15 protein-coding genes are annotated in these 18139 nt (G+C 65.3%); 7 read left to right on the forward strand and 8 right to left on the reverse strand.

The window, feature by feature from the left end; all coding sequences use genetic code 11:
• Positions 1 to 61: 61 nt before the first annotated feature.
• Together TVB01_RS15630 and TVB01_RS15635 are read right to left on the reverse strand one after the other, a co-directional pair.
• A complete protein-coding gene (locus TVB01_RS15630) occupies positions 62 to 1435 on the reverse strand; it encodes an aspartate aminotransferase family protein (protein ID WP_422456827.1) in 1374 nt (457 codons plus the stop codon).
• Between the two features lie 18 nt (positions 1436 to 1453).
• Positions 1454 to 2944 carry a CoA-acylating methylmalonate-semialdehyde dehydrogenase gene (locus TVB01_RS15635; protein WP_422456828.1) on the reverse strand — a complete coding sequence of 497 codons (1491 nt, stop codon included), beginning with the start codon at positions 2942 to 2944 and terminating at the stop codon, positions 1454 to 1456.
• A gap of 156 nt (positions 2945 to 3100) precedes the next feature.
• Here TVB01_RS15635 and TVB01_RS15640 point away from each other — a divergent pair, with 156 nt between their 5' ends.
• Positions 3101 to 4717 carry a PucR family transcriptional regulator ligand-binding domain-containing protein gene (locus TVB01_RS15640; RefSeq protein WP_422456829.1) on the forward strand — a complete coding sequence of 539 codons (1617 nt, stop codon included), beginning with the start codon at positions 3101 to 3103 and terminating at the stop codon, positions 4715 to 4717.
• A gap of 63 nt (positions 4718 to 4780) precedes the next feature.
• Here the strand turns inward: TVB01_RS15640 and TVB01_RS15645 are convergent, their stop codons facing one another.
• The 3 genes from TVB01_RS15645 to TVB01_RS15655 are packed head-to-tail and all read right to left on the reverse strand — an operon-like array spanning position 4781 to position 8032.
• Positions 4781 to 6166 (reverse strand): NAD(P)/FAD-dependent oxidoreductase, encoded by a 1386-nt coding sequence (locus tag TVB01_RS15645; RefSeq protein ID WP_422456830.1) that lies wholly within the window; start codon positions 6164 to 6166, stop codon positions 4781 to 4783.
• Position 6167: 1 nt separating this feature from the next.
• A complete protein-coding gene (locus tag TVB01_RS15650; RefSeq protein WP_422456831.1) occupies positions 6168 to 7571 on the reverse strand; it encodes an aspartate aminotransferase family protein in 1404 nt (467 codons plus the stop codon).
• Positions 7568 to 8032 (reverse strand): Lrp/AsnC family transcriptional regulator, encoded by a 465-nt coding sequence (locus tag TVB01_RS15655; protein WP_422456832.1) that lies wholly within the window; start codon positions 8030 to 8032, stop codon positions 7568 to 7570. The genes TVB01_RS15650 and TVB01_RS15655 overlap by 4 nt, the downstream gene beginning before the upstream one ends.
• Before the next feature lie 248 nt (positions 8033 to 8280).
• On the opposite strand from TVB01_RS15655, the gene TVB01_RS15660 reads away from it, so the two are divergent.
• The 4 genes from TVB01_RS15660 to TVB01_RS15675 are packed head-to-tail and all read left to right on the forward strand — an operon-like array spanning position 8281 to position 12384.
• Positions 8281 to 9492 (forward strand): ABC transporter substrate-binding protein, encoded by a 1212-nt coding sequence (locus TVB01_RS15660; protein ID WP_422456833.1) that lies wholly within the window; start codon positions 8281 to 8283, stop codon positions 9490 to 9492.
• 3 nt (positions 9493 to 9495) lie between these two features.
• Entirely contained in the window at positions 9496 to 10650 is a 1155-nt protein-coding gene (locus TVB01_RS15665) for an ABC transporter ATP-binding protein (RefSeq protein ID WP_422456834.1), read from the forward strand.
• Positions 10650 to 11576: an ABC transporter permease gene (locus tag TVB01_RS15670; protein ID WP_227895262.1), complete on the forward strand. Its 927-nt coding sequence runs from the start codon at positions 10650 to 10652 to the stop codon at positions 11574 to 11576. The genes TVB01_RS15665 and TVB01_RS15670 overlap by 1 nt, the downstream gene beginning before the upstream one ends.
• Positions 11577 to 11586: 10 nt before the next feature.
• Positions 11587 to 12384 (forward strand): ABC transporter permease, encoded by a 798-nt coding sequence (locus TVB01_RS15675; RefSeq protein ID WP_422456835.1) that lies wholly within the window; start codon positions 11587 to 11589, stop codon positions 12382 to 12384.
• 52 nt (positions 12385 to 12436) lie between these two features.
• On the opposite strand, the gene TVB01_RS15680 is transcribed toward TVB01_RS15675, so the two are convergent.
• Genes TVB01_RS15680 through TVB01_RS15690 form a run of 3 tightly spaced genes read right to left on the reverse strand, consistent with a single transcriptional unit; the run spans position 12437 to position 15504 of the window.
• On the reverse strand, positions 12437 to 13975 hold the full coding sequence (locus TVB01_RS15680; protein WP_422456836.1) for a tripartite tricarboxylate transporter permease: 1539 nt from the start codon (positions 13973 to 13975) through the stop codon (positions 12437 to 12439).
• Positions 13968 to 14504, reverse strand: a complete 537-nt coding sequence (locus TVB01_RS15685; RefSeq protein WP_422456837.1) for a tripartite tricarboxylate transporter TctB family protein — start codon at positions 14502 to 14504, stop codon at positions 13968 to 13970. Before TVB01_RS15685 ends, TVB01_RS15680 begins: the two co-directional genes overlap by 8 nt.
• Before the next feature lie 4 nt (positions 14505 to 14508).
• Positions 14509 to 15504 carry a Bug family tripartite tricarboxylate transporter substrate binding protein gene (locus tag TVB01_RS15690; RefSeq protein WP_422456838.1) on the reverse strand — a complete coding sequence of 332 codons (996 nt, stop codon included), beginning with the start codon at positions 15502 to 15504 and terminating at the stop codon, positions 14509 to 14511.
• Positions 15505 to 15689: 185 nt separating this feature from the next.
• On the opposite strand from TVB01_RS15690, the gene TVB01_RS15695 reads away from it, so the two are divergent.
• On the forward strand, positions 15690 to 17288 hold the full coding sequence (locus TVB01_RS15695) for an ATP-binding protein (RefSeq protein WP_422456839.1): 1599 nt from the start codon (positions 15690 to 15692) through the stop codon (positions 17286 to 17288).
• On the forward strand, positions 17285 to 18022 hold the full coding sequence (locus tag TVB01_RS15700; RefSeq protein ID WP_422456840.1) for a response regulator: 738 nt from the start codon (positions 17285 to 17287) through the stop codon (positions 18020 to 18022). The genes TVB01_RS15695 and TVB01_RS15700 overlap by 4 nt, the downstream gene beginning before the upstream one ends.
• Positions 18023 to 18139: the final 117 nt, after the last annotated feature.

Raw genomic sequence — 18139 nt, forward strand, 5'->3', positions numbered from 1 at the left:
GGGGGGGCGGGCCCGCCGGGCCGGGGGGGCCGGGCCGGGCCTCCGCTGCAGTGGCGCGGTCTTATTCTTCGGTGTAACCGTCCGCAATCTCCATGACCTCGTCCAGGATGGCCAGGCCGGTCCGAGCGTCCTCGTCCGTGATGTTCAGCGGCGGAACGACGTGGAAGCGGTTGAAGTTGGCGAAGGGCAGCAGCCCGCGTTCCTTGCTGGCACCAATCAGCGCGTTCATGGCCGGGCTGGAGCCTCCATAGGGTGCCAGCGGTTCGCGGGTTTCACGGTTCTTGACGAATTCGATCGCCCAGAAGGCTCCCGTGCCGCGGACCTCGCCGATGCTGGGGTGCTTCTCCGCGAGGGCCGCAAGCCCGGGACCAAAGACGTCTGTTCCCAGCCGTGAGGCGTTTTCGACCATGCCCTCGTCGCGCATGGCGTTGATCGTCGCAACGGCTGCGGCACAGGCCAGCGGATGGCCGGAGTACGTGAGTCCGCCGGGATACGGCGCATCCGCGAAAGTTGCTGCGATCTCGTCGGAAATCGCCACGCCTCCCAGCGGAACGTAGCCGGAGTTGATCCCCTTGGCGAAGGTCAGCAGGTCCGGCTCCACGCCCTCGGCATGTTCAACCGCGAACCACTTGCCGGAGCGCCCGAAACCGGCCATCACTTCATCGGCGATGAACATGATGCCGTACTTGCGGGTCAGTTCACGGACACCGGCCAGGTAGGCCGGCGGCGGAACCATGATGCCTGCCGTGCCGGGAATGGATTCCAGGACCAGCGCGGCGAACGCACCGGGGCCTTCGAGCAGGATGAGCTGCTCCAGGTGGTCCAGTGCACGCTGGCATTCCTCGTCCTGGGTGGCAGCGTGGAACTGGGTGCGGTACAGGAACGGGATATGGAAGTGGACCGTGCCGGAGGTGCCGTAATCGTTGGGGATACGGCGCGGGTCACCCGTGACATTCACGGCCAGCGCGGTGCCGCCGTGGTAGGAACGGTAGCCGGAAAGGACCTTGTACCGGCCGGTGTGCAGCCGGGCCATCCGGATGGCGTGCTCAATTGCGTCGGCGCCGCCGTTCGTGAAGAAGACCGTGTCCAGGTTCCCGGGCGTCAGCTCGGAAACCAGCCTAGCGGCCTCGGACCGGGCATCGTTCACGTACTGCGGTGCGATGGTGCACAGCTTGCCGGCCTGCTCCTGGATAGCCGCAACGACCTTTGGATGCTGATGGCCAATGTTGGTGTTGACCAGCTGGGAGGAGAAGTCCAGCAGCTTGCGTCCTTCCCCGTCCCAGACATAGGAACCCTCGGCGCGGGTGACCGTCATGGGTGTGATCTGCTTCTGGGCGGACCAGGAGTGGAAGACGTGCTTGCGGTCCAGCTCGTAGGCCCGGCGTCCGGCGGCCAGTTCCTCTTCGGTGACTGCCGGTTCGGTAGTGGTGCTCATAGCGATGCTCCTTCGTTCCTAGGCGTTCTGCGGGAAGCCGAGGTTCAGGCCGCCGTGGCTCGGGTCCAGCCAGCGGGTGGTGACTACCTTGCCCCGGGTGAAGAAGTGCACGCCTTCGGTGCCGTGGGCGTGGGAGTCGCCGAAGAGGGAGTTCTTCCAACCGCCGAAGGAGTAGTAGGCCATGGGGACGGGGATCGGCACGTTGATGCCGACCATGCCGACCTCAACCTCATTCTCGAAGCGGCGGGCGGCGCCGCCGTCGTTGGTGAAGATTGCCGTGCCGTTGCCGTACTGGTTTGAGTTGATCAGGGCCAGGGCTTCGTCGTAGCTCTTCACGCGGACCACGGAAAGCACGGGGCCGAAGATCTCGTCGGTGTAGATGGACATGTCAGGGGTGACGTTGTCGAAGAGGGTCGGGCCCAGGAAGAAGCCTTCGCCGTCGGAGTCTGCTTCGACCTTGCGGCCGTCCAGGACCACGGTCGCTCCGGCGGCTTCGCCGGCGTCGATGTAGCCTGCCACCTTGTCGCGGTGGGCGGACGTGACCAGCGGGCCCATGTCCGTGCCGCGCAGGCCGTCACCAATGCGCAGGGTGCGGGTGCGCTCGGCGATCTTGGCGACAAGTTCATCGGCAATGGGTTCGACGGCGACCAGGGCGGAGATGGCCATGCAGCGCTCGCCGGCGGAACCGAAGCCGGCGTTGACAGCTGCGTCGGCGGCCAGGTCGAGGTCGGCGTCGGGCAGGACGATCATGTGGTTCTTGGCGCCGCCGAGGGCCTGGACACGCTTGCCGCTGGCGGTGCCTTCACGGTAGACGTACTGGGCGATCGGAGTGGAGCCCACGAAGGACACGGACTTGATGTCCGGGTGGTGCAGCAGGGTGTCCACGGCTTCCTTGTCGCCGTGCACCACGTTGAAGACGCCGTCCGGGAGTCCGGCTTCCTTCCACAGTTCGGCGACCCAGTTGACCGCCGTCGGATCCTTTTCGCTGGGCTTGACGACGACGGTGTTGCCCGCGGCGATGGCGACCGGGAAGAACCACATGGGCACCATGGCCGGGAAGTTGAACGGGCTGATGATTGCAGCCGGTCCCACAGGCTGGCGGATGGAGTGCACGTCCACCTTGGTGGATGCGTTCTCGGTGTAGCCGCCCTTGAGCAGGTGCGGGATGCCGCAGGCGAACTCCACGACTTCCTGGCCGCGGCTGATCTCGCCGAGGGCGTCGTCAAGCACCTTGCCGTGCTCGGCGGTGATGATGGCGGCGAGCTCGGACTTGCGGGCGTTGAGCAGTTCACGGAAGGAGAAGAGGATCTGCACGCGGCGGGCCAGCGAGGTGTCGCGCCACAGCGGGAACGCCGCGGCGGCAGCGGCGACGGCGTCGTTGACGGTGTCGGCGGAGGCCAGGGCCACCTGGGAAGTGACCTTGCCCGTGGCCGGATTGGTGACATCGGCGAGGCGGGTGTCAGACGGTGCGGTAAATGCGCCGTTGATCCAGTGCTGTGTGGTCTGCACGAAGAGCTCCTTGCGTTCAAGCGGGGGTGTTGTTGCAGGTCTGCCACCATCCTGCCCAAACCCTGCACACGGGAACATTGCCAACCCGTCAGGAAATATCGGGAAATCTTTACGATTCGTAAACCGCCGGAAACGATCGCCGCCTAGACTCGCGGCATGAGCCTGACTTTGGAAGCGATCCTGGAGCTCGACGTCGTCCGGGCCGGAGCGCCGGAGGTGCTCTCCGGGCACGGCGCCCTGGATGCCGCGGTGCGCTGGGTGCACGTCGCGGAACTGCGCAGCTTGGCGGATCTGCTGGAGGGCGGGGAACTGGTGCTCACCACCGGGCTGGCGTTCGGCGATTCGCCCGGCGATGCGGGGGAGTACCTTGCGGGGCTCCAGTCCGCCGGAGCGGCCGGAGTGATCGTCGAGATTCCTGCCGGCCGTCCGGCAGACGCGGCTGCGCTGGCTGCAGCCGCCGCCCTGACCACGCTTCCGGTCATCCGGCTGCACCGAACCATCCGCTTCGTGGAAGTTACCGAAGTTGTGCACCGGCGCATCGTCGCCCGCCAGCTGGAACGGGTGGAAAAGGCCCGGGAGGTCCACGAGGTCTTCACCATGCTCAGTCTGCAGAGCGCCGGAGTACAGGAGATCGTGGACCGCGCCTCGCAGCTGCTGGGTGCTCCGGTGGTGCTGGAAGACAGCTCGCATCTGGTGGTCGCCTTCGCCGCCGCCGGGCTGCCGGCCCAGGAGCTGCTCCAGGATTGGCAGCGCCGGTCCCGGGCCGTGCACGGCTACCCGGAGACCAGGGTTGCCGGGGACGGGCTCTGGCTGCAGACGCCGGTGGGCCTGGGAAGCACGCAGTGGGGCAGGCTGGTGCTGCCGGGTGCTCCCCGCGAGCCGGGAGCGGCCGCCGAAGCGGCCATGGTCCTGGAACGCGCCGGCCAGGCGCTGTCCATCAACCGGCTGGCGGAGCGGGATCAAGCCGGTCTGGCACAGCAGGCCCAGGCCGGGCTGATCCATGAACTGCGCGGTTCCCGAACCCAGGACGACGCCGAGGCGCTGTCCCGTGCCTCGGCGCTGGGGCTGAAGCCGTCCCCGGCGTACCTGCCCCTGGTCCTGCACCTGGATTCGGGGTCGGGCAAGGACCCGATGTCCATGCAGCGCAAGGAACGGGCGCTGCTGGAAATGCTGGACGCCGTGTTGACTGCGACCCGGAACACCGCGCTCGCCGCGGCCCTGCAGACCGGCCAGGTGGCAGTCCTCCTGGCGCTGCCGGCCCGGATGCTGGAGGACAGTCTGCTCGAGCGGATCTGCGGAGACCTCGCGGCGCGGACCGCGGCAGTGCCCGGGGAACTGGTGTGGACTGCCGGCGTCGGGAGGGCGCGGTCACGCCTGGCCGACGCCGCTGCCGGGCTGGATGAGGCAGCGCATGTCGCGCAGACGGCGGGCACCCTTGCCGCCGGCGCCAACCGCTATTTCCGCTCCACGGACGTACGCCTGCGCGGGCTCCTGGCGCTGCTGCGTGAGGACCCCCGGGCGGTTTCCTTTGCCGATGCTGAGCTGCGCGGCCTCGATGCGGAGGATCTTGCGCTCCTGCAGCGGTTCCTTGAATGCGGCGGAAACAAAACCGAGCTGGCCCGCAGCGGTTACCTCAGCCGGCCAACCCTCTACGCCCGGCTCGCCAAGCTCGAAGCGAGGCTGGGGGTGTCCCTGGACGATCCGGAGTCCCGGACATCACTTCACGTGGCGGTGCTGCTGCAGCAGCTGCAGTCGCTGCCTGCGGCGGGTTAGCCGGGCGGCGGGCCTCCCTGCGGACTTGATCACGGGGGCGACGGGCAGCCAGGTCTGATCCCGCTACCGCCCGGACACCACATCCGCAGCCCTGGCGATGGGCGACGTCGTGCGGCGGCCGTTGTTCTCGGCCCGGTCCGCCGCGTAGTAGGCGGCGTACATGGTCTTGACGCCGAGCCAGCGCAGGGGCTCCGGCTCCCAGTTCCGCACCTTGCGGTTGACCCAGGGCATTGTGGTGAGTTCGCTGCCCGGATCCAGGATCAGGTCCCGCAGGGTGCGGCCGGCCAGGTTGGTGGCCGCGACGCCGGTGCCGACATAGCCGCCGGCCCAGCCCAGGCCCGTCTTCGGATCGAGGCCAACGGTTGCCTTCCAGTCCCGGGGAACACCCAGTACGCCGGCCCAGGCATGGTCGATCCGGGCGCCGGCAGCAGCCGGGAACATGTCCCGCAGCAGTTTGGTGAGGGCCGTGATGGTTTCGGGCTGGGTGGCGCCGTCGGTGTCCAGGCGGGAACCGAACCGGTAGGGAACGCCGCGTCCGCCCAGGGCGATCCGTCCGTCAGCCGTGCGCTGCGCGTACATGTAGGCATGGGCCATGTCAGCGACAGTGTCCATGGAGTTCCAGCCAATCTCGTCCCAGACAGTGTCCGGCAGCGGTTCGGTGGCAATCATGGACGAGTTCATCGGCAGCCAGGCCCGGTGATGTCCGCGCAACGTGGCGGTAAACCCTTCGGTGGCCCGGAGGATGTACCTGGCCGACACTGTTCCCCGGTTGGTCATGGCGGCACCGGGCCGGATCTCCGTCACCGTGGTGCCCTCAAGGATGGGTACGCCCAGGCGTTCGACGGCGCCAGCCAGTCCGCGGACCAGCCGGGCTGGATTGATCCGGGCGCAGTGCGGGTGGTGGATGCTGCCCAGCGTCCCGGCAATCCGCAGGCGTTCGGCGGTTTCGCCGGCGTCGAGCAGTCGGGTACCTGCCTCGGGCCAGGCCGATTCCTCCGCGGCCAGGGCATGCAGCCGCCGAAGCTGGGCTTCGTTGCGGGCTACGTTCAGTTCCCCGCCCTTCACGATGGACGCGTCGATGCCCTCGGCCGCGGCGGCGCCGATGACTTCATCCACGGTGTCGTTGAGCAGTTCCTGGAACCGCCCGACGACGGCCCTGCCATGGGATTTCACGTACTGGCCGCGTCCGCCGCTGATCGAGTTCGTCAGCCATCCGCCGTTCCGCCCGGAGGCGCCAAACCCGGCAAACCGTGATTCCAGGACCACCACCGACAGGTCGGGACGTGCCTTCTTCAGGTAGTAGGCAGTCCACAGCCCCGTGTAACCGGCGCCAACAATGACGATGTCGGCGTTGGCGTCTCCCTCAAGGCCGGGGCGGGGGTCCGGCAGGCCGGTCTCCGCGTACCAGAAGGAGACCTTGCCGTTGACCGGGGCTGTGGAGCTGTCCATATCAGAGGTGGTTCAGTCCTTCTGTGAGCACGGAGCGCAGGATTGATTCGATCTGGTCGAATTCCGGCTGGCCGATGGTCAGCGGCGGCGCGAGCTGGATGACGGGATCGCCCCGGTCATCGGCACGGCAGTACAGTCCGGCGTCGTACAGTGCCGTGGAAACGTAGCCGCGCAGCAGGCGCTCCGACTCGTCGTCGGAGAACGTCTCCTTGGTGGCCTTGTCCTTGACCAGTTCGATGCCGTAGAAGTAGCCCTCGCCGCGCACGTCGCCGACGATCGGCAGGTCCTTCAGCTTTTCCAGCGTGGCACGGAATGCCGGTGCGTTCGTCTTGACGCGGTTGTTCAGGTCCTCGGCCTCGAAGATGTCCAGGTTTGCCATGGCGACGGCGGCGGAGACCGGGTGCCCGCCGAAGGTGTAGCCGTGGTAGAACGTGGTGTCGCCCTTGGCGAACGGTTCAAACAGGCGGTCCGAGGCGATCATCGCACCCAGCGGTGCGTAGCCGCTGGTGATGCCCTTGGCGCAGGTGATGATGTCCGGCACGTAGTCGAAGTCGGTCGAGGCGAACATGGAGCCGACCCGGCCGAAGGCGCAGATGGTTTCGTCCGAAACCAGCAGGACGTCGTACTGGTCGCAGATTTCCCGCACGCGCTTGAAGTAGCCGGGGGGAGGCGGGAAGCAGCCGCCGGAGTTCTGCACCGGCTCCAGGAACACGGCGGCGACGGTGTCCGGTCCTTCGAATTCAATGGCCTCGCCGATGCGGTCCGCGGCCCAGCGGCCGAAGGCCTCCGGATCCTCCAGCCCTGCGGGAGCGCGGTACTGATTGGTGTTCGGCACCCGGAAGGCACCGGGAACGAGAGGCTCAAAGGCTGACTTCATGTCCGGGATACCGGTGATGGACAGGGCGCCCTGCGGAGTGCCGTGGTAGGCGACGGCACGGGAGATCACCTTGTGCTTGGTGGGCTTGCCGGTGAGCTTGAAGAACTGCTTCGCCAGTTTCCAGGCGGATTCCACGGAGTCGCCGCCGCCGGTGGTGAAGAAGACCCGGTTCAGGTCTCCGGGCGCCTGGGCTGCGAGGCGTTCGGCCAGATCGATGGCCGGAGGATGGGCGTAGGACCAGAGCGGCATGAAGCTCAGCTCGCGGGACTGCCGTGCGGCAGCCTCCGCCAGTTCTTCGCGGCCGTGGCCCACCTGGACGGTGAAGAGCCCGGCCAGGCCGTCAATGAGTTCGTGGCCGCGGTCGTCATAGATGTGGTGACCCTTGCCGCGCGTAATAATCGGAACATTTCCGCCGGAGACCGGTCCGGAATGGCGGGCCATGTGCATCCACAGGTGGTCGCGTGCCGCCTGCTGGCGGTCCGTTCCCCGCGGGGTCGTGGAGGAAGAGTGAACAGTTGTTTCGGTCATCTGGTGCCCCAGTTGTAGGCCTGCTTGCGCAGGGAGAGGTACATAAAGGTTTCGGTGCTTGTAACGCCCGGAATGCTGCGGAACCTGTTGACGAGCAGCAGGAGGTCCTGGTCGTTTTCGCACACCACTTCGGCCAGCAGATCGAATGAGCCGGCAGTGACGACGCAGTAGTCGACCTTGTCGATTGCCGCTATCCGGTCTGCCACGGCCAGGACGTCGTTGTGGACCTTGATGCCCAGCATCGCCTGCCGGGGAAAGCCCAGCTGCATGGGATCGGTCACGGCCACGATCTGCATCACGCCGCTGTCCGTCAGCTTCTGGACCCGCTGCCGCACCGCAGCCTCGGACAGGCCGACGGCCTTTCCGATTGCCGCGTAGGAGCGGCGGCCGTCCTCCTGAAGCTGCTCGATGATGGCTTTGGAGGTTTCGTCGACCAAATGGTTTCCGGGTGCGGATTCCACGGCTATTTCACCTCCGGGTGCGGATTGGGAAGCTTACGGCGTGTAAGTGGTAGCCATTCAATCTTTTATTTCGTTCGAAATCAAGGGGTTTGGGAACGGAAACCGTTGACAGATTGCCGATCTTTGATTGGAAACAGTGGCGTAACAAAACTTTTACAACGAAAACCTTGTCCCTGCGGATTTCGCCATGGCAATATCGACCAAACAACACCCGTCCGCAGTTCAGTTGTGCCAGCAAGGAGTTACCAATGCAGAAGCGTCCCGCGAGCGACCCGATGCTCCGAAGTATCGTCAATGCCCAGCTTTCCCGCCGGAAGCTGCTCATGGGAGCTGGAGGCCTTTCCCTCGCCGGCATGCTGGCGGCATGCGGCACCGGCGGCACCAGCGGCGGGGCGTCGTCCAAGCCCAGTGCTGCCGCGGATCTCTCCGATTCCGAGAAGGTCGTGAACTGGGCGAACTGGACCCTGTACCTGGACTACGACGACTCAACCCGGACCTACCCCTCGCTTGACGCTTTCAGTGAGGCCACCGGAATCAAGGCCAACTACTCCGAGGATGTAGACGGCAACGACTCCTACTTTGGCAAGGTCCAGGGCCAGCTGTCCGCCGGCCAGGACATCGGCCAGGACATCGTCACGCTCACCGACTGGATGGCGGGGCGCCTGATCCGCCTTGGCTACACCCAGGAACTGGACCTCGCGAACATCCCCAATTCCAAGAACCTGCTCCCGAACTTGAAGAACGTGGACTTCGATCCGGGACGCAAGCACTCACTCACCTGGCAGTCCGGCTTCGGCGGGATCGTCTGGAACAAGGAAGCCTTCCCCAAGGGCCTGAAGTCCGTCTCCGATCTCTGGCAGCCAGAACTCAAGGGCCGTGTGGAGGTCCTGGACGAAATGCTGGACACCATGGGCCTGCTCATGATGGACAACGGCGTGGACATCACCGGGAACTGGGGCGAAGACGAGTTCGAGAACGCCCTGGACGTCCTGTCCAAGCAGATTGCCGACGGGCAGATCCGCCAGGTCAAGGGCAACTCCTACAAGGAGGACCTCATCTCCGGTGACGCTTTGGCAGTCATCGGATGGTCCGGCGACATCACCCAGCTCAACTTCGAAGAGGGCGACAAGTGGGAGTTCGCACTGCCCGAAGCCGGCGGCACGCTGTGGTCAGACAACCTGATGGTTCCTATCGGCGCCACCCACAAGGCCAACGCCGAGAAGCTGATGGATTACTACTACGACCCGGTGAATGCAGCCACCGTCGCGGCGTACGTGAACTACATCTGCCCCGTTGAGGGCGCCCGCGAGGCAATGGAAGCCATCGATCCGGACCTGGTGGAGAACCCGCTGATCTTCCCGACCGACGAGTACCTGGCGAACGCGCACGTGATCCGCACGTTGACCCCTGACGAAGAGACCGATTTCAACGACCGGTTCCAGACTGCGATCGGAAACTGATAGATGAGCACCACCGAGCTTTCCCGGAATCCCGGAACCGCGGCCGAGGGGTCCGGTGCGGACCTTGTCCTGTCCGGTATCACCAAACGCTTCACCGAATTCACCGCCGTGGACAACCTTGACCTCGTGATCCCCTCGGGGTCCTTCTTCGCCCTTCTTGGCCCGTCAGGCTGCGGGAAGACGACGACGTTGCGGATGGTCGCCGGTCTGGAACAGCCTACTGCCGGCAGCATCAGTATCGGCGGCAAGGACATCACCGGCACCAGCCCGTACCAGCGTCCGGTCAACACGGTGTTCCAGAACTACGCACTCTTTCCGCATATGAGCGTTCTGGACAACGTGGCGTTCGGACTCAAGCGCCGGAAGATCCGCGATGCTGAGGCGCAGGCCAAGGCAGCGCTGGAACTGGTTGAACTGGACCATCTGGGAGCCCGCCGTCCGGCACAGCTGTCCGGCGGCCAGCAGCAGCGCGTGGCCCTGGCCCGCGCCGTCGTGAACCGTCCCGCCGTGCTGCTCCTGGATGAACCGCTGGGTGCCCTGGACATGAAGCTCCGCCGGCAGATGCAGGTGGAACTGAAGAAAATCCAGACCGAGGTGGGACTGACCTTCGTCCACGTCACGCACGACCAGGAAGAGGCCATGACCATGGCTGACACCGTGGCCGTCATGAACCACGGCAAAGTGGAGCAGATGGGCCCGCCGCAGGAACTGTACGAACTTCCGCGAACCGCTTTTGTCGCGAACTTCCTGGGCAAGTCCAACCTCATGCCCGCCACGGTCACCGGTGAGGCGGGGGAGTTCCTCCGGATCAACATCGCCGGCAATGAGCTCACCATCCTCAAGGACAGGGCCGCGGACCACAGCGGCAAGATCCTGGTGGGTATCCGGCCGGAGAAGCTCAGCATGGTGGGTGAGAGTGCTGCCCCCGCGGAAGGCTCGATCCGCGGCGTCGTGCTGGATGCGTCCTTCACCGGTGCGAGCACTGAATACCTGGTCGACGCTGAGGGCATCGGCACCGTGGGCGTCTTTAGCCAGAACCACGGCGGAGCACTCTTCCACGACGGCGACAAGGTCCGCCTGGCCTGGGATCCTGCGCACGCCTTTGGCCTCAGCGGCAGCGAGGACCGGGAAGCCGGAGCCGGCGAGGACGGCCTCTAATGGCGCTCCTGACGGCGGGTAAGACAGCCGGAACAGGGGTCAGCGCAGCTGAGGAGGAAGCCAGCAAACGGCGCGGACGGATCGGTTATTTCCTGATCCTGCCGGGGTTCATTTTCCTGCTGCTTTTCTTCGCGATGCCGGTCATCTCGCTGCTGGCCACGTCGCTGTACATCAAGCCTGAAGGCGCCGACGTCGGGCAGTTCGTTCCGGCCCTTGAGTTCGGCAACTACGTGGTTGTCCTGCAGAACTACTGGCCGGCGGTGCTGCGTTCCTTTGGCTTCGCCCTGATCGCCACGATTGCGGCGCTGGTCATCGGTTATCCGATGGCTTACCTGGTGGCTGTGCGCCTGCGGGACCGCAAACTGCTCAAGGGCATCCTGCTGGTGCTCATCATCGCCCCCTTCTTCACCAGCTTCATCCTGCGTACGCAGGCCTGGAAGCAGATCCTGGCGGATGAAGGTCCTGTTGTTTCAGTCCTGCGGGCCGTGTCCCTGCTTCCCGACGACGGACGGCTCACGGCGACGGCGTTCGCCGTGGTCTGCGGCCTGACGTACAACTTCCTTCCGTTCATGACGCTGCCCATCTACGCCAACCTTGAACGGCTCGACACCCGGCTGATCGAGGCCGGCGGGGACCTGTACGCGAACGGCTTTACGACCTTCCGCAAGATCACCTTCCCGCTCTCCCTGCCGGGTGTGATGGCCGGAACGCTGCTCACATTCATCCCCGCCACGGGCGACTACGTGAACGCGGCCCTGCTGGGCAACAACCAGAACACCACCATGATCGGCCAGGTCATCGACTCGCGGTTCTTCCGCGTTGTGGACTACCCGGGCGCCTCCGCCCTGTCCTTCCTGCTGATGCTTGCCATCCTGTTCCTGGTGATCCTGTATGTCCGGCGTTTTGGCACCAAAGAACTGATGTAAGGAACCACATATGAAACAGAAAATAGGCCGCTGGTTTGTGCCGGTGTTCGGAGGACTGGCCTTCCTTTTCCTCCTGGTTCCGATCTTCTACGTCTTCGCTTTCTCCTTCAACGACGCCGGACGGACCAATCTGAGCTGGCGCGGCTTCACGCTGGACAACTGGAAGAACCCCTGCGGTGCTCCAGGCGTCTGTGAGGCGCTGGGCAACAGCCTGCAGGTGGGCCTGGCAGCCACCCTGATCTCCACCGCGCTCGGCACGGCCATCGCGATTGGGCTGGTCCGGTACCGCTTCAAGTTCAACGCGACGGCGAACATGCTCATCTTCCTTCCTCTGGCTACGCCGGAGGTTGTGCTGGGGGCTTCGCTGCTCTCCCAGTTCCTGAACCTCGGCTCTGAGCTGGGGATGGGGACCGTCATCATTGCCCACTCCATCTTCTGCATCTCCTTCGTGGTGGTGACGGTCAAGGCCCGTGTCGCGAGCCTGGACCCGAAGCTGGAGGAAGCGGCCGGGGACCTGTACGCGTCGCCGATCCAGGCGTTCTGGCGGGTCACGTTCCCGCTGCTGCTGCCGGGTATCGTGGCGGCAGCACTGCTGGCCTTCGCGATGAGCTTCGATGACTTCATCATCACCAACTTCAATTCCGGCAACCTGGATACCTTCCCCAAGTTCATCTACGTTGCGGCAACCCGAGGGATCCCGGCCCAGGCCAACGTCATCGGTTCGGCGATGTTCATCGTTGCCCTGCTGGTCGTCATCGGCGGTCAGGTCCTGTCCCACCGCCGGGCCAAGATGCTCGCAGCCCGGTAATCAAGGTCCTTACGCCAGGAGGGGGCCCCCCCCCCCCCGGTGTTTCCGGCCGCTAGGCGCTCACGCCACGCTCTTCGGGCAGGACCGCATCCTCCAGGGCGCGTTGCCGGCGGCGCATCCAGAAGGACAGACCGAAGATCACGATGAGCGAGACGTAGATCGCAGCTGCGATGGGGGACTGGACCAAGGCCAGGGGGTCGCCCTGGGAGATGGCCAGCGACCGGCGCAGCTGGTTTTCGAAGATCGGACCCAGGATCAGCCCCACCACCAGCGGCGCGATCGGGTAGCCGTAGCGGCGCATGAAGAACCCCAGCACGCCGATCACCAAAAGCATCACGACATCCGCACTGGTGAAATTGACCGAGTAGGCACCGAGCGCCGCAAACACCAGGATGCCCGCATAAAGGTACGGCCGCGGAATCTGGAGGATCTTCACCCACATTCCCACCAGCGGCAGGTTCAAGACCAGCAGCATCAGGTTGCCCACGTACAGGCTGGCAATGAGTGCCCACACCAGCGCACTCTCGTTCTCGAACAGCAACGGCCCGGGCTGGATCTGGTACCGCTGGAAGGCCACCAGCATCATGGCAGCTGTCGCAGTGGTGGGGATGCCCAGGGTCAGCAGCGGCACCAGGACCCCGGCGGCCGCTGCATTGTTCGCCGCCTCCGGCCCGGCAACTCCCTCAATGGCACCCCTTCCGAACTGTGCCTTGCGCTTGCCCTTGGCGAGCTTGCGCTCCGAGGCGTAGGAAAGGAAGGTGGCGACGTCAGCTCCGCCTGCCGGAATCGTCCCTACCGGGAAGCCGATTGCCGTTCCCCTGAGCCAGGGCTTCCAGGAACGGCTCCAGTCTTCGCGCCGCATCCAGGTGTTCCATCGTCCCGTCACGGGAATGACTTCCACCGCCCCGTGCCGCAGGCGCGAGGCAACGTAGAAGGCTTCACCGACCGCGAAGAGTCCCACGGCCACAAGCACCACGTCGACGCCGTCCGCGAGGAACGCGCTGCCAAAGGTATAGCGCTGCTGGGCCGTCAGCTGGTCCACCCCGACGACGGCGACAAAGAGTCCGATGCCCAGCGAAGCCAGTCCCCGCAGCACGGACGCGCCCAGAAGCGCGCCGACCGTGAGGAAGGCGACGACCATCAGGGCTACGTACTCCACCGGGCCGATTCGCACCGCAAACTCGGCAATGTAGGGGGCAACAAAGGTCAGCGCGATGGTCGCCAGCGTGCCGGCGATGAAAGAGCCTATGGCCGCTGTTGCCAGGGCAGCGGCTCCGCGGCCGGCCTTGGCCATTTTGTTGCCCTCAAGGGCTGTGACAATGGACGCCGATTCACCGGGAGTGTTCAGCAGGATGGACGTCGTGGATCCGCCGTACATGCCGCCGTAGTAAATACCGGCAAACACGATGATGGCGGCAGTGGGATCCAGCGAGTACGTGATGGGCATCAGCAGGGCCACTGTCATGGCCGGCCCGATGCCCGGCAGCACGCCGACCGCCGTGCCGATCAGCACGCCTCCGAGTGCGTACAGCAGATAGACGGGCTGGGCCGCTACCGCGAACCCCTCCAGGAGGTGTACGAAGTTATCCATTGAGGAACGGCACCCCCTGCAGGATTCCTGCCGGCAGAGAAACACCGAGGAGTCCGGCAAAACCGATCTGGAGCAGCAGGGCCAGCACGACTCCTATGAGGAGGCTGCGTGCCCACGAGGCGGCACCCAGGGACCAGCTGACCCCGAAGAACAGGACAGCAGCGGCAATGGGCCAGCCCAGGGGAGTAATAAGCACGATGTGCAGTACCAGGAACCCGGCCAGCTTGGCCAGTGCAGTCCAGTCGGTCGGGACATCGGGATCAATGTCCTCGCCTTCCTCGGCGTCGCCTGTCCGTCCGCGCAGCACCTGGAAGATCAAGGCAGCGCCCACGAGGACAAGGAGACCTGAAACGAGGTAAGGGAAAGCCCGGGGGCCGATGTCGCTGGCTGACGGCGGCGTCTGAATGCCCGCCCCGGCCAGGAAACCAGTGACCCCGAGGCTGAGCACGGCTGCCGCGAAGAGCAGTTCTCCCACGCGCCCGGAGAAAGCCGTCCGGCTCGCTCCGGGCGCTGTCGGCTGAGCAGTCATGGGATTAGAGCAGCCCGATGTCGGTCAGCGTGGTCTTGACCGTGGCGATGTCCTCGGTGAGGAACTGCTGGAAGTCTTCTCCCGTGAGGAAAGCGTCGGTCCAGTTGTTTTCCTCGAGGGTGGCCGTCCAGGCCTCGGTGCCGTGAAGGTCCGTGACCAGCTGGGTCAGGGCTTCGGCCTGTGCTTCGTCGATGGACCCGGGCGCGACGACGCCGCGCCAGTTGGTGAGAATAACGTCCACGCCCTGTTCGCTCAGCGGTTTGACATCGGGGAGCTGGGCAGCGGCTTCCTCGCCGGAAACGGCCAGGGCGCGCAGTTTGCCTGCCTTGACCTGCTCGGCGTATTCACCAACACCGGAAATGCCGGCGTTGACCTTGTTGCCCAGGAGGGCTGCGAGGGATTCACCGCCACCGGAATAGGGGATGTAGTTCAGGTTCCCCGGGTCAATGTCTGCCGCCTTCAGCATGGAACCTGCGAGGATATGGTCCGCTCCGCCGGCGGAGCCGCCGGTGATGGAAACGCCCTGTCCGTCCTCACGGATAGCTTCCAGGAGGTCATCGATGGTCTGAAACTCCGATTCCGCCGGCACAACGACAACGAGCTGCTCTTCCGTGAGCCGGGCGATTGGTGTGGTGTCCTCGATCCGGTTGGCGGCGTTGTTCGTCTCGACGGCACCGACCATGACGTAGCCCATGACCATGAGGGTGTTGGCGTTCTTCTCCGTTGCGAGTTTGGCGAGGCCGTTGGTGCCTCCCGCTCCGCCGATGTTCTGAACGGACGCGTTGCCGACAAGATCGTTTTCCTGCAGGTCGGACTGGATGGCGCGGCCTGTCTGGTCCCAGCCGCCGCCCGGATCGGCCGGGACGATGATGTTGAGGCGGTCGATTCCGCCGTCGGAGGCAGTGCCGCCGGAGGCTCCGCAGGCTCCAAGGACCAGGACGGCGCCGGCAGCAGCGGCAGCCAGCGCTGAACGGCGCGTCATTGCGCGGTTGAGCAACATGAGGGTTTCCTTTCTCGGGCGTGATGCGGATCACCACGCGTGCCATCCCAGCGTAGGAACACTCCGGTGAGGGGAGAAGCATGCGGTCATAGCGGAGGTATTGGTCTTTATGGTCACCGGGGGACACGTCCGCGGAATCCGGGGCCGTCCCGGGAGCGTGCGAAGATGTGCCCATGCTTGGATCGATGTCGCTCAGGTCACAGTTGTTCCTGCTGCAGCTGTTGATTGTGCTCGTCGTCGTCCTGATGGCCGGTTCCGTGGCAGTCCGCATGCAGGCCGACCAGATCCGGGACGCGTACGAGGCCCGGATGGTCGGCGTGGCCAAGTCAGTCGCGCAGCTTCCTTCTGTCATCCAGGCGTTTGGTGAGGAGAATCCCAGCGCCGAGATCCAGCCCATTGCCGACCTCATTACCCAGGCCACTGGCGTGACGTACGTAGTGGTGACCGACCACACAGGAATCCGCTATTCGCACCCGAACCAGGATCTGATTGGGAGCAAGGTCTCGACCGATCCTTCCGTCCCGCTCGCCGGCGATGTCTACGTGGGGACGCAAACCGGAACCCTGGGCACGTCGTGGCGGGTCAAGGTTCCGGTGTTTTCCGAGGACGCAAGGGTTATCGGCACGGCATCAGTGGGAATCCTGGAATCTGAGCTGCAGGCGGAGCTCCAGGAAGACATGCCGGTGCTGATTGCATGGCTGATCGCCGCAGCCGTGCTCGGTTTCGCCGGCGCCAGCTGGCTCTCCGGGCTGGTCTGGAAACGGATCTACCGGTTGGAACCGGAGGAGATCGCCCAGCTTCTCAAGACCCGTGACGCCATGCTCCACGCCATTGGGGAAGGGATGGTCGCCGTGGATGAGCGGGGCAACGTTGCACTCGTCAATGATGAGGCCCGCCGCCTGCTGGAGCTGCCGGCGACGGCGGAAGGCCGGCCGGCGGCCGAGGTCCTGCCCGCGAACCTCGTGGCTATGCTGCGCTCCGCCGGTGCGACCGATGAAACCGTGCTGGCCGGTGAGAGGGTGTTGCTGGCCCGCGCCGCAGGGGCAATGGTCGACGGACGCAGGACCGGCGGCGTGCTGATTCTCCGCGACCGAACGGAGTTGCATCAGCTGCTGCAGGATCTGGATGGGGAGCGGGACGCAACCTCTGCCCTTCGTGCCCAGGCCCACGAATTCGCGAACCGTATGCACGTGATTTCCGGGCTGCTGGAACTCGGACATACCGGGCAGGCCGTCGACTTCATCGCGCGGTCCGGGCACGGCGGTTCGCTGCTCTCCGCCACGACCACAGAGGGCATCACCGATCCGGACAGCGCCGCCCTCCTGATGGCCAAGGGCAGCCTGTGCGAAGAAAAGGGAATTGAACTGGTCCTGGAACCCGGCCCGGACCTGGTCCCGGATGGAACCACGGACTGTGTGACCGTGTTGGGCAACTTGATGGACAACGCCATGGACGCCGTGGGAGCCGGAGGAAGTATCCGTGTCTCGCTGAACAGGGAATCCGGCCGGCAGCAGATCACTGTTGCCGATGACGGACCCGGCATCCCGGCCGGCAGCCGCGAACTTGTGCTGCGGGAAGGCTATTCAACCAAGGACCCCGGCGGCCCCGGGACGCGGGGCTTCGGGCTGGCATTGGTCTCACGGATCGCCTGCCGCCGCGGCGGCAGCGTGCTCATCACGGACTCTCCGGAGGGAGGGGCCCAAATCACCGTCGATTTGGGCCCTGGACAAGCGGAAAACGGCAGCGCGGACAGTGTCCGGGAGACAGGTATGGAGAGAAGATGAGCACGATGCCCGAACCAGTGAAGACCCGCCTGGTGCGCACCCTGGTGGTCGACGACGACAGGGAAGTCGCGGGACTGCACAGCGGATTCCTGCTCGCACATGGGGGATTCGAAGTGGCAGCGACCGCGCATACCGGAGCTCAGGCGCTGGAAATGATTGCAGCGCTGGAACCGGACCTGGTGCTCCTGGACATCCACCTGCCGGACATGTCCGGCATCGAAGTCCTGCGGGCAGTACGGAACATGCCCGGCGAACCCGTGGATATCTTCGCCATCACGGCTGCCCGGGAGCTGGAAACGGTCCGTGCAGCGATGGCCGGCGGGGTGCTGCATTACCTCGTCAAGCCGTTTGGCTTCCGTGTGCTGCTGGACCGGCTGGATGCCTACGTGCAGGCACGGGCCCAGCTCGTGCGCCCGGAAGGAGCCGCGGAAGCCCTGGATCAGGCGAGCATAGACCGCCTGCTTCGACCGACTGCATCTGTTCCGTCGCCGGGGACATGGGCGGGACTGCCTAAAGGACTGTCCGAACCAACGCTCACGGCTGTCGTGCGGGAACTCGAAAAAAGCGGGGAAAGCTCGGCCTCTGCAGTTGCCGCCGGTGTGGGGCTGGCCAGGGTCAGTGCGCGCCGCTACCTCGAGTTCCTTGTGACGCGCGGGCTGGCCACAGTAACGCCTCGATACGGCGACGCCGGCCGTCCGGAGAAGTTCTACCGGTGGGTGGGAACGGAAGGATAGTTCTGTCCGCATCTCCCCGTACACCGCCCGATACCTCAGGAAAGCAGTTCCCTAAGCCGCAGTGCGTTGTGAACCGCGGCGCCCTCGCCGTCATTGTTGAAATAGGCGTAGACGTCC

Origin of the sequence: Arthrobacter sp. 7Tela_A1 (genome assembly GCF_049311065.1) — a bacterium.
GTDB lineage: Bacteria > Actinomycetota > Actinomycetes > Actinomycetales > Micrococcaceae > Arthrobacter_B.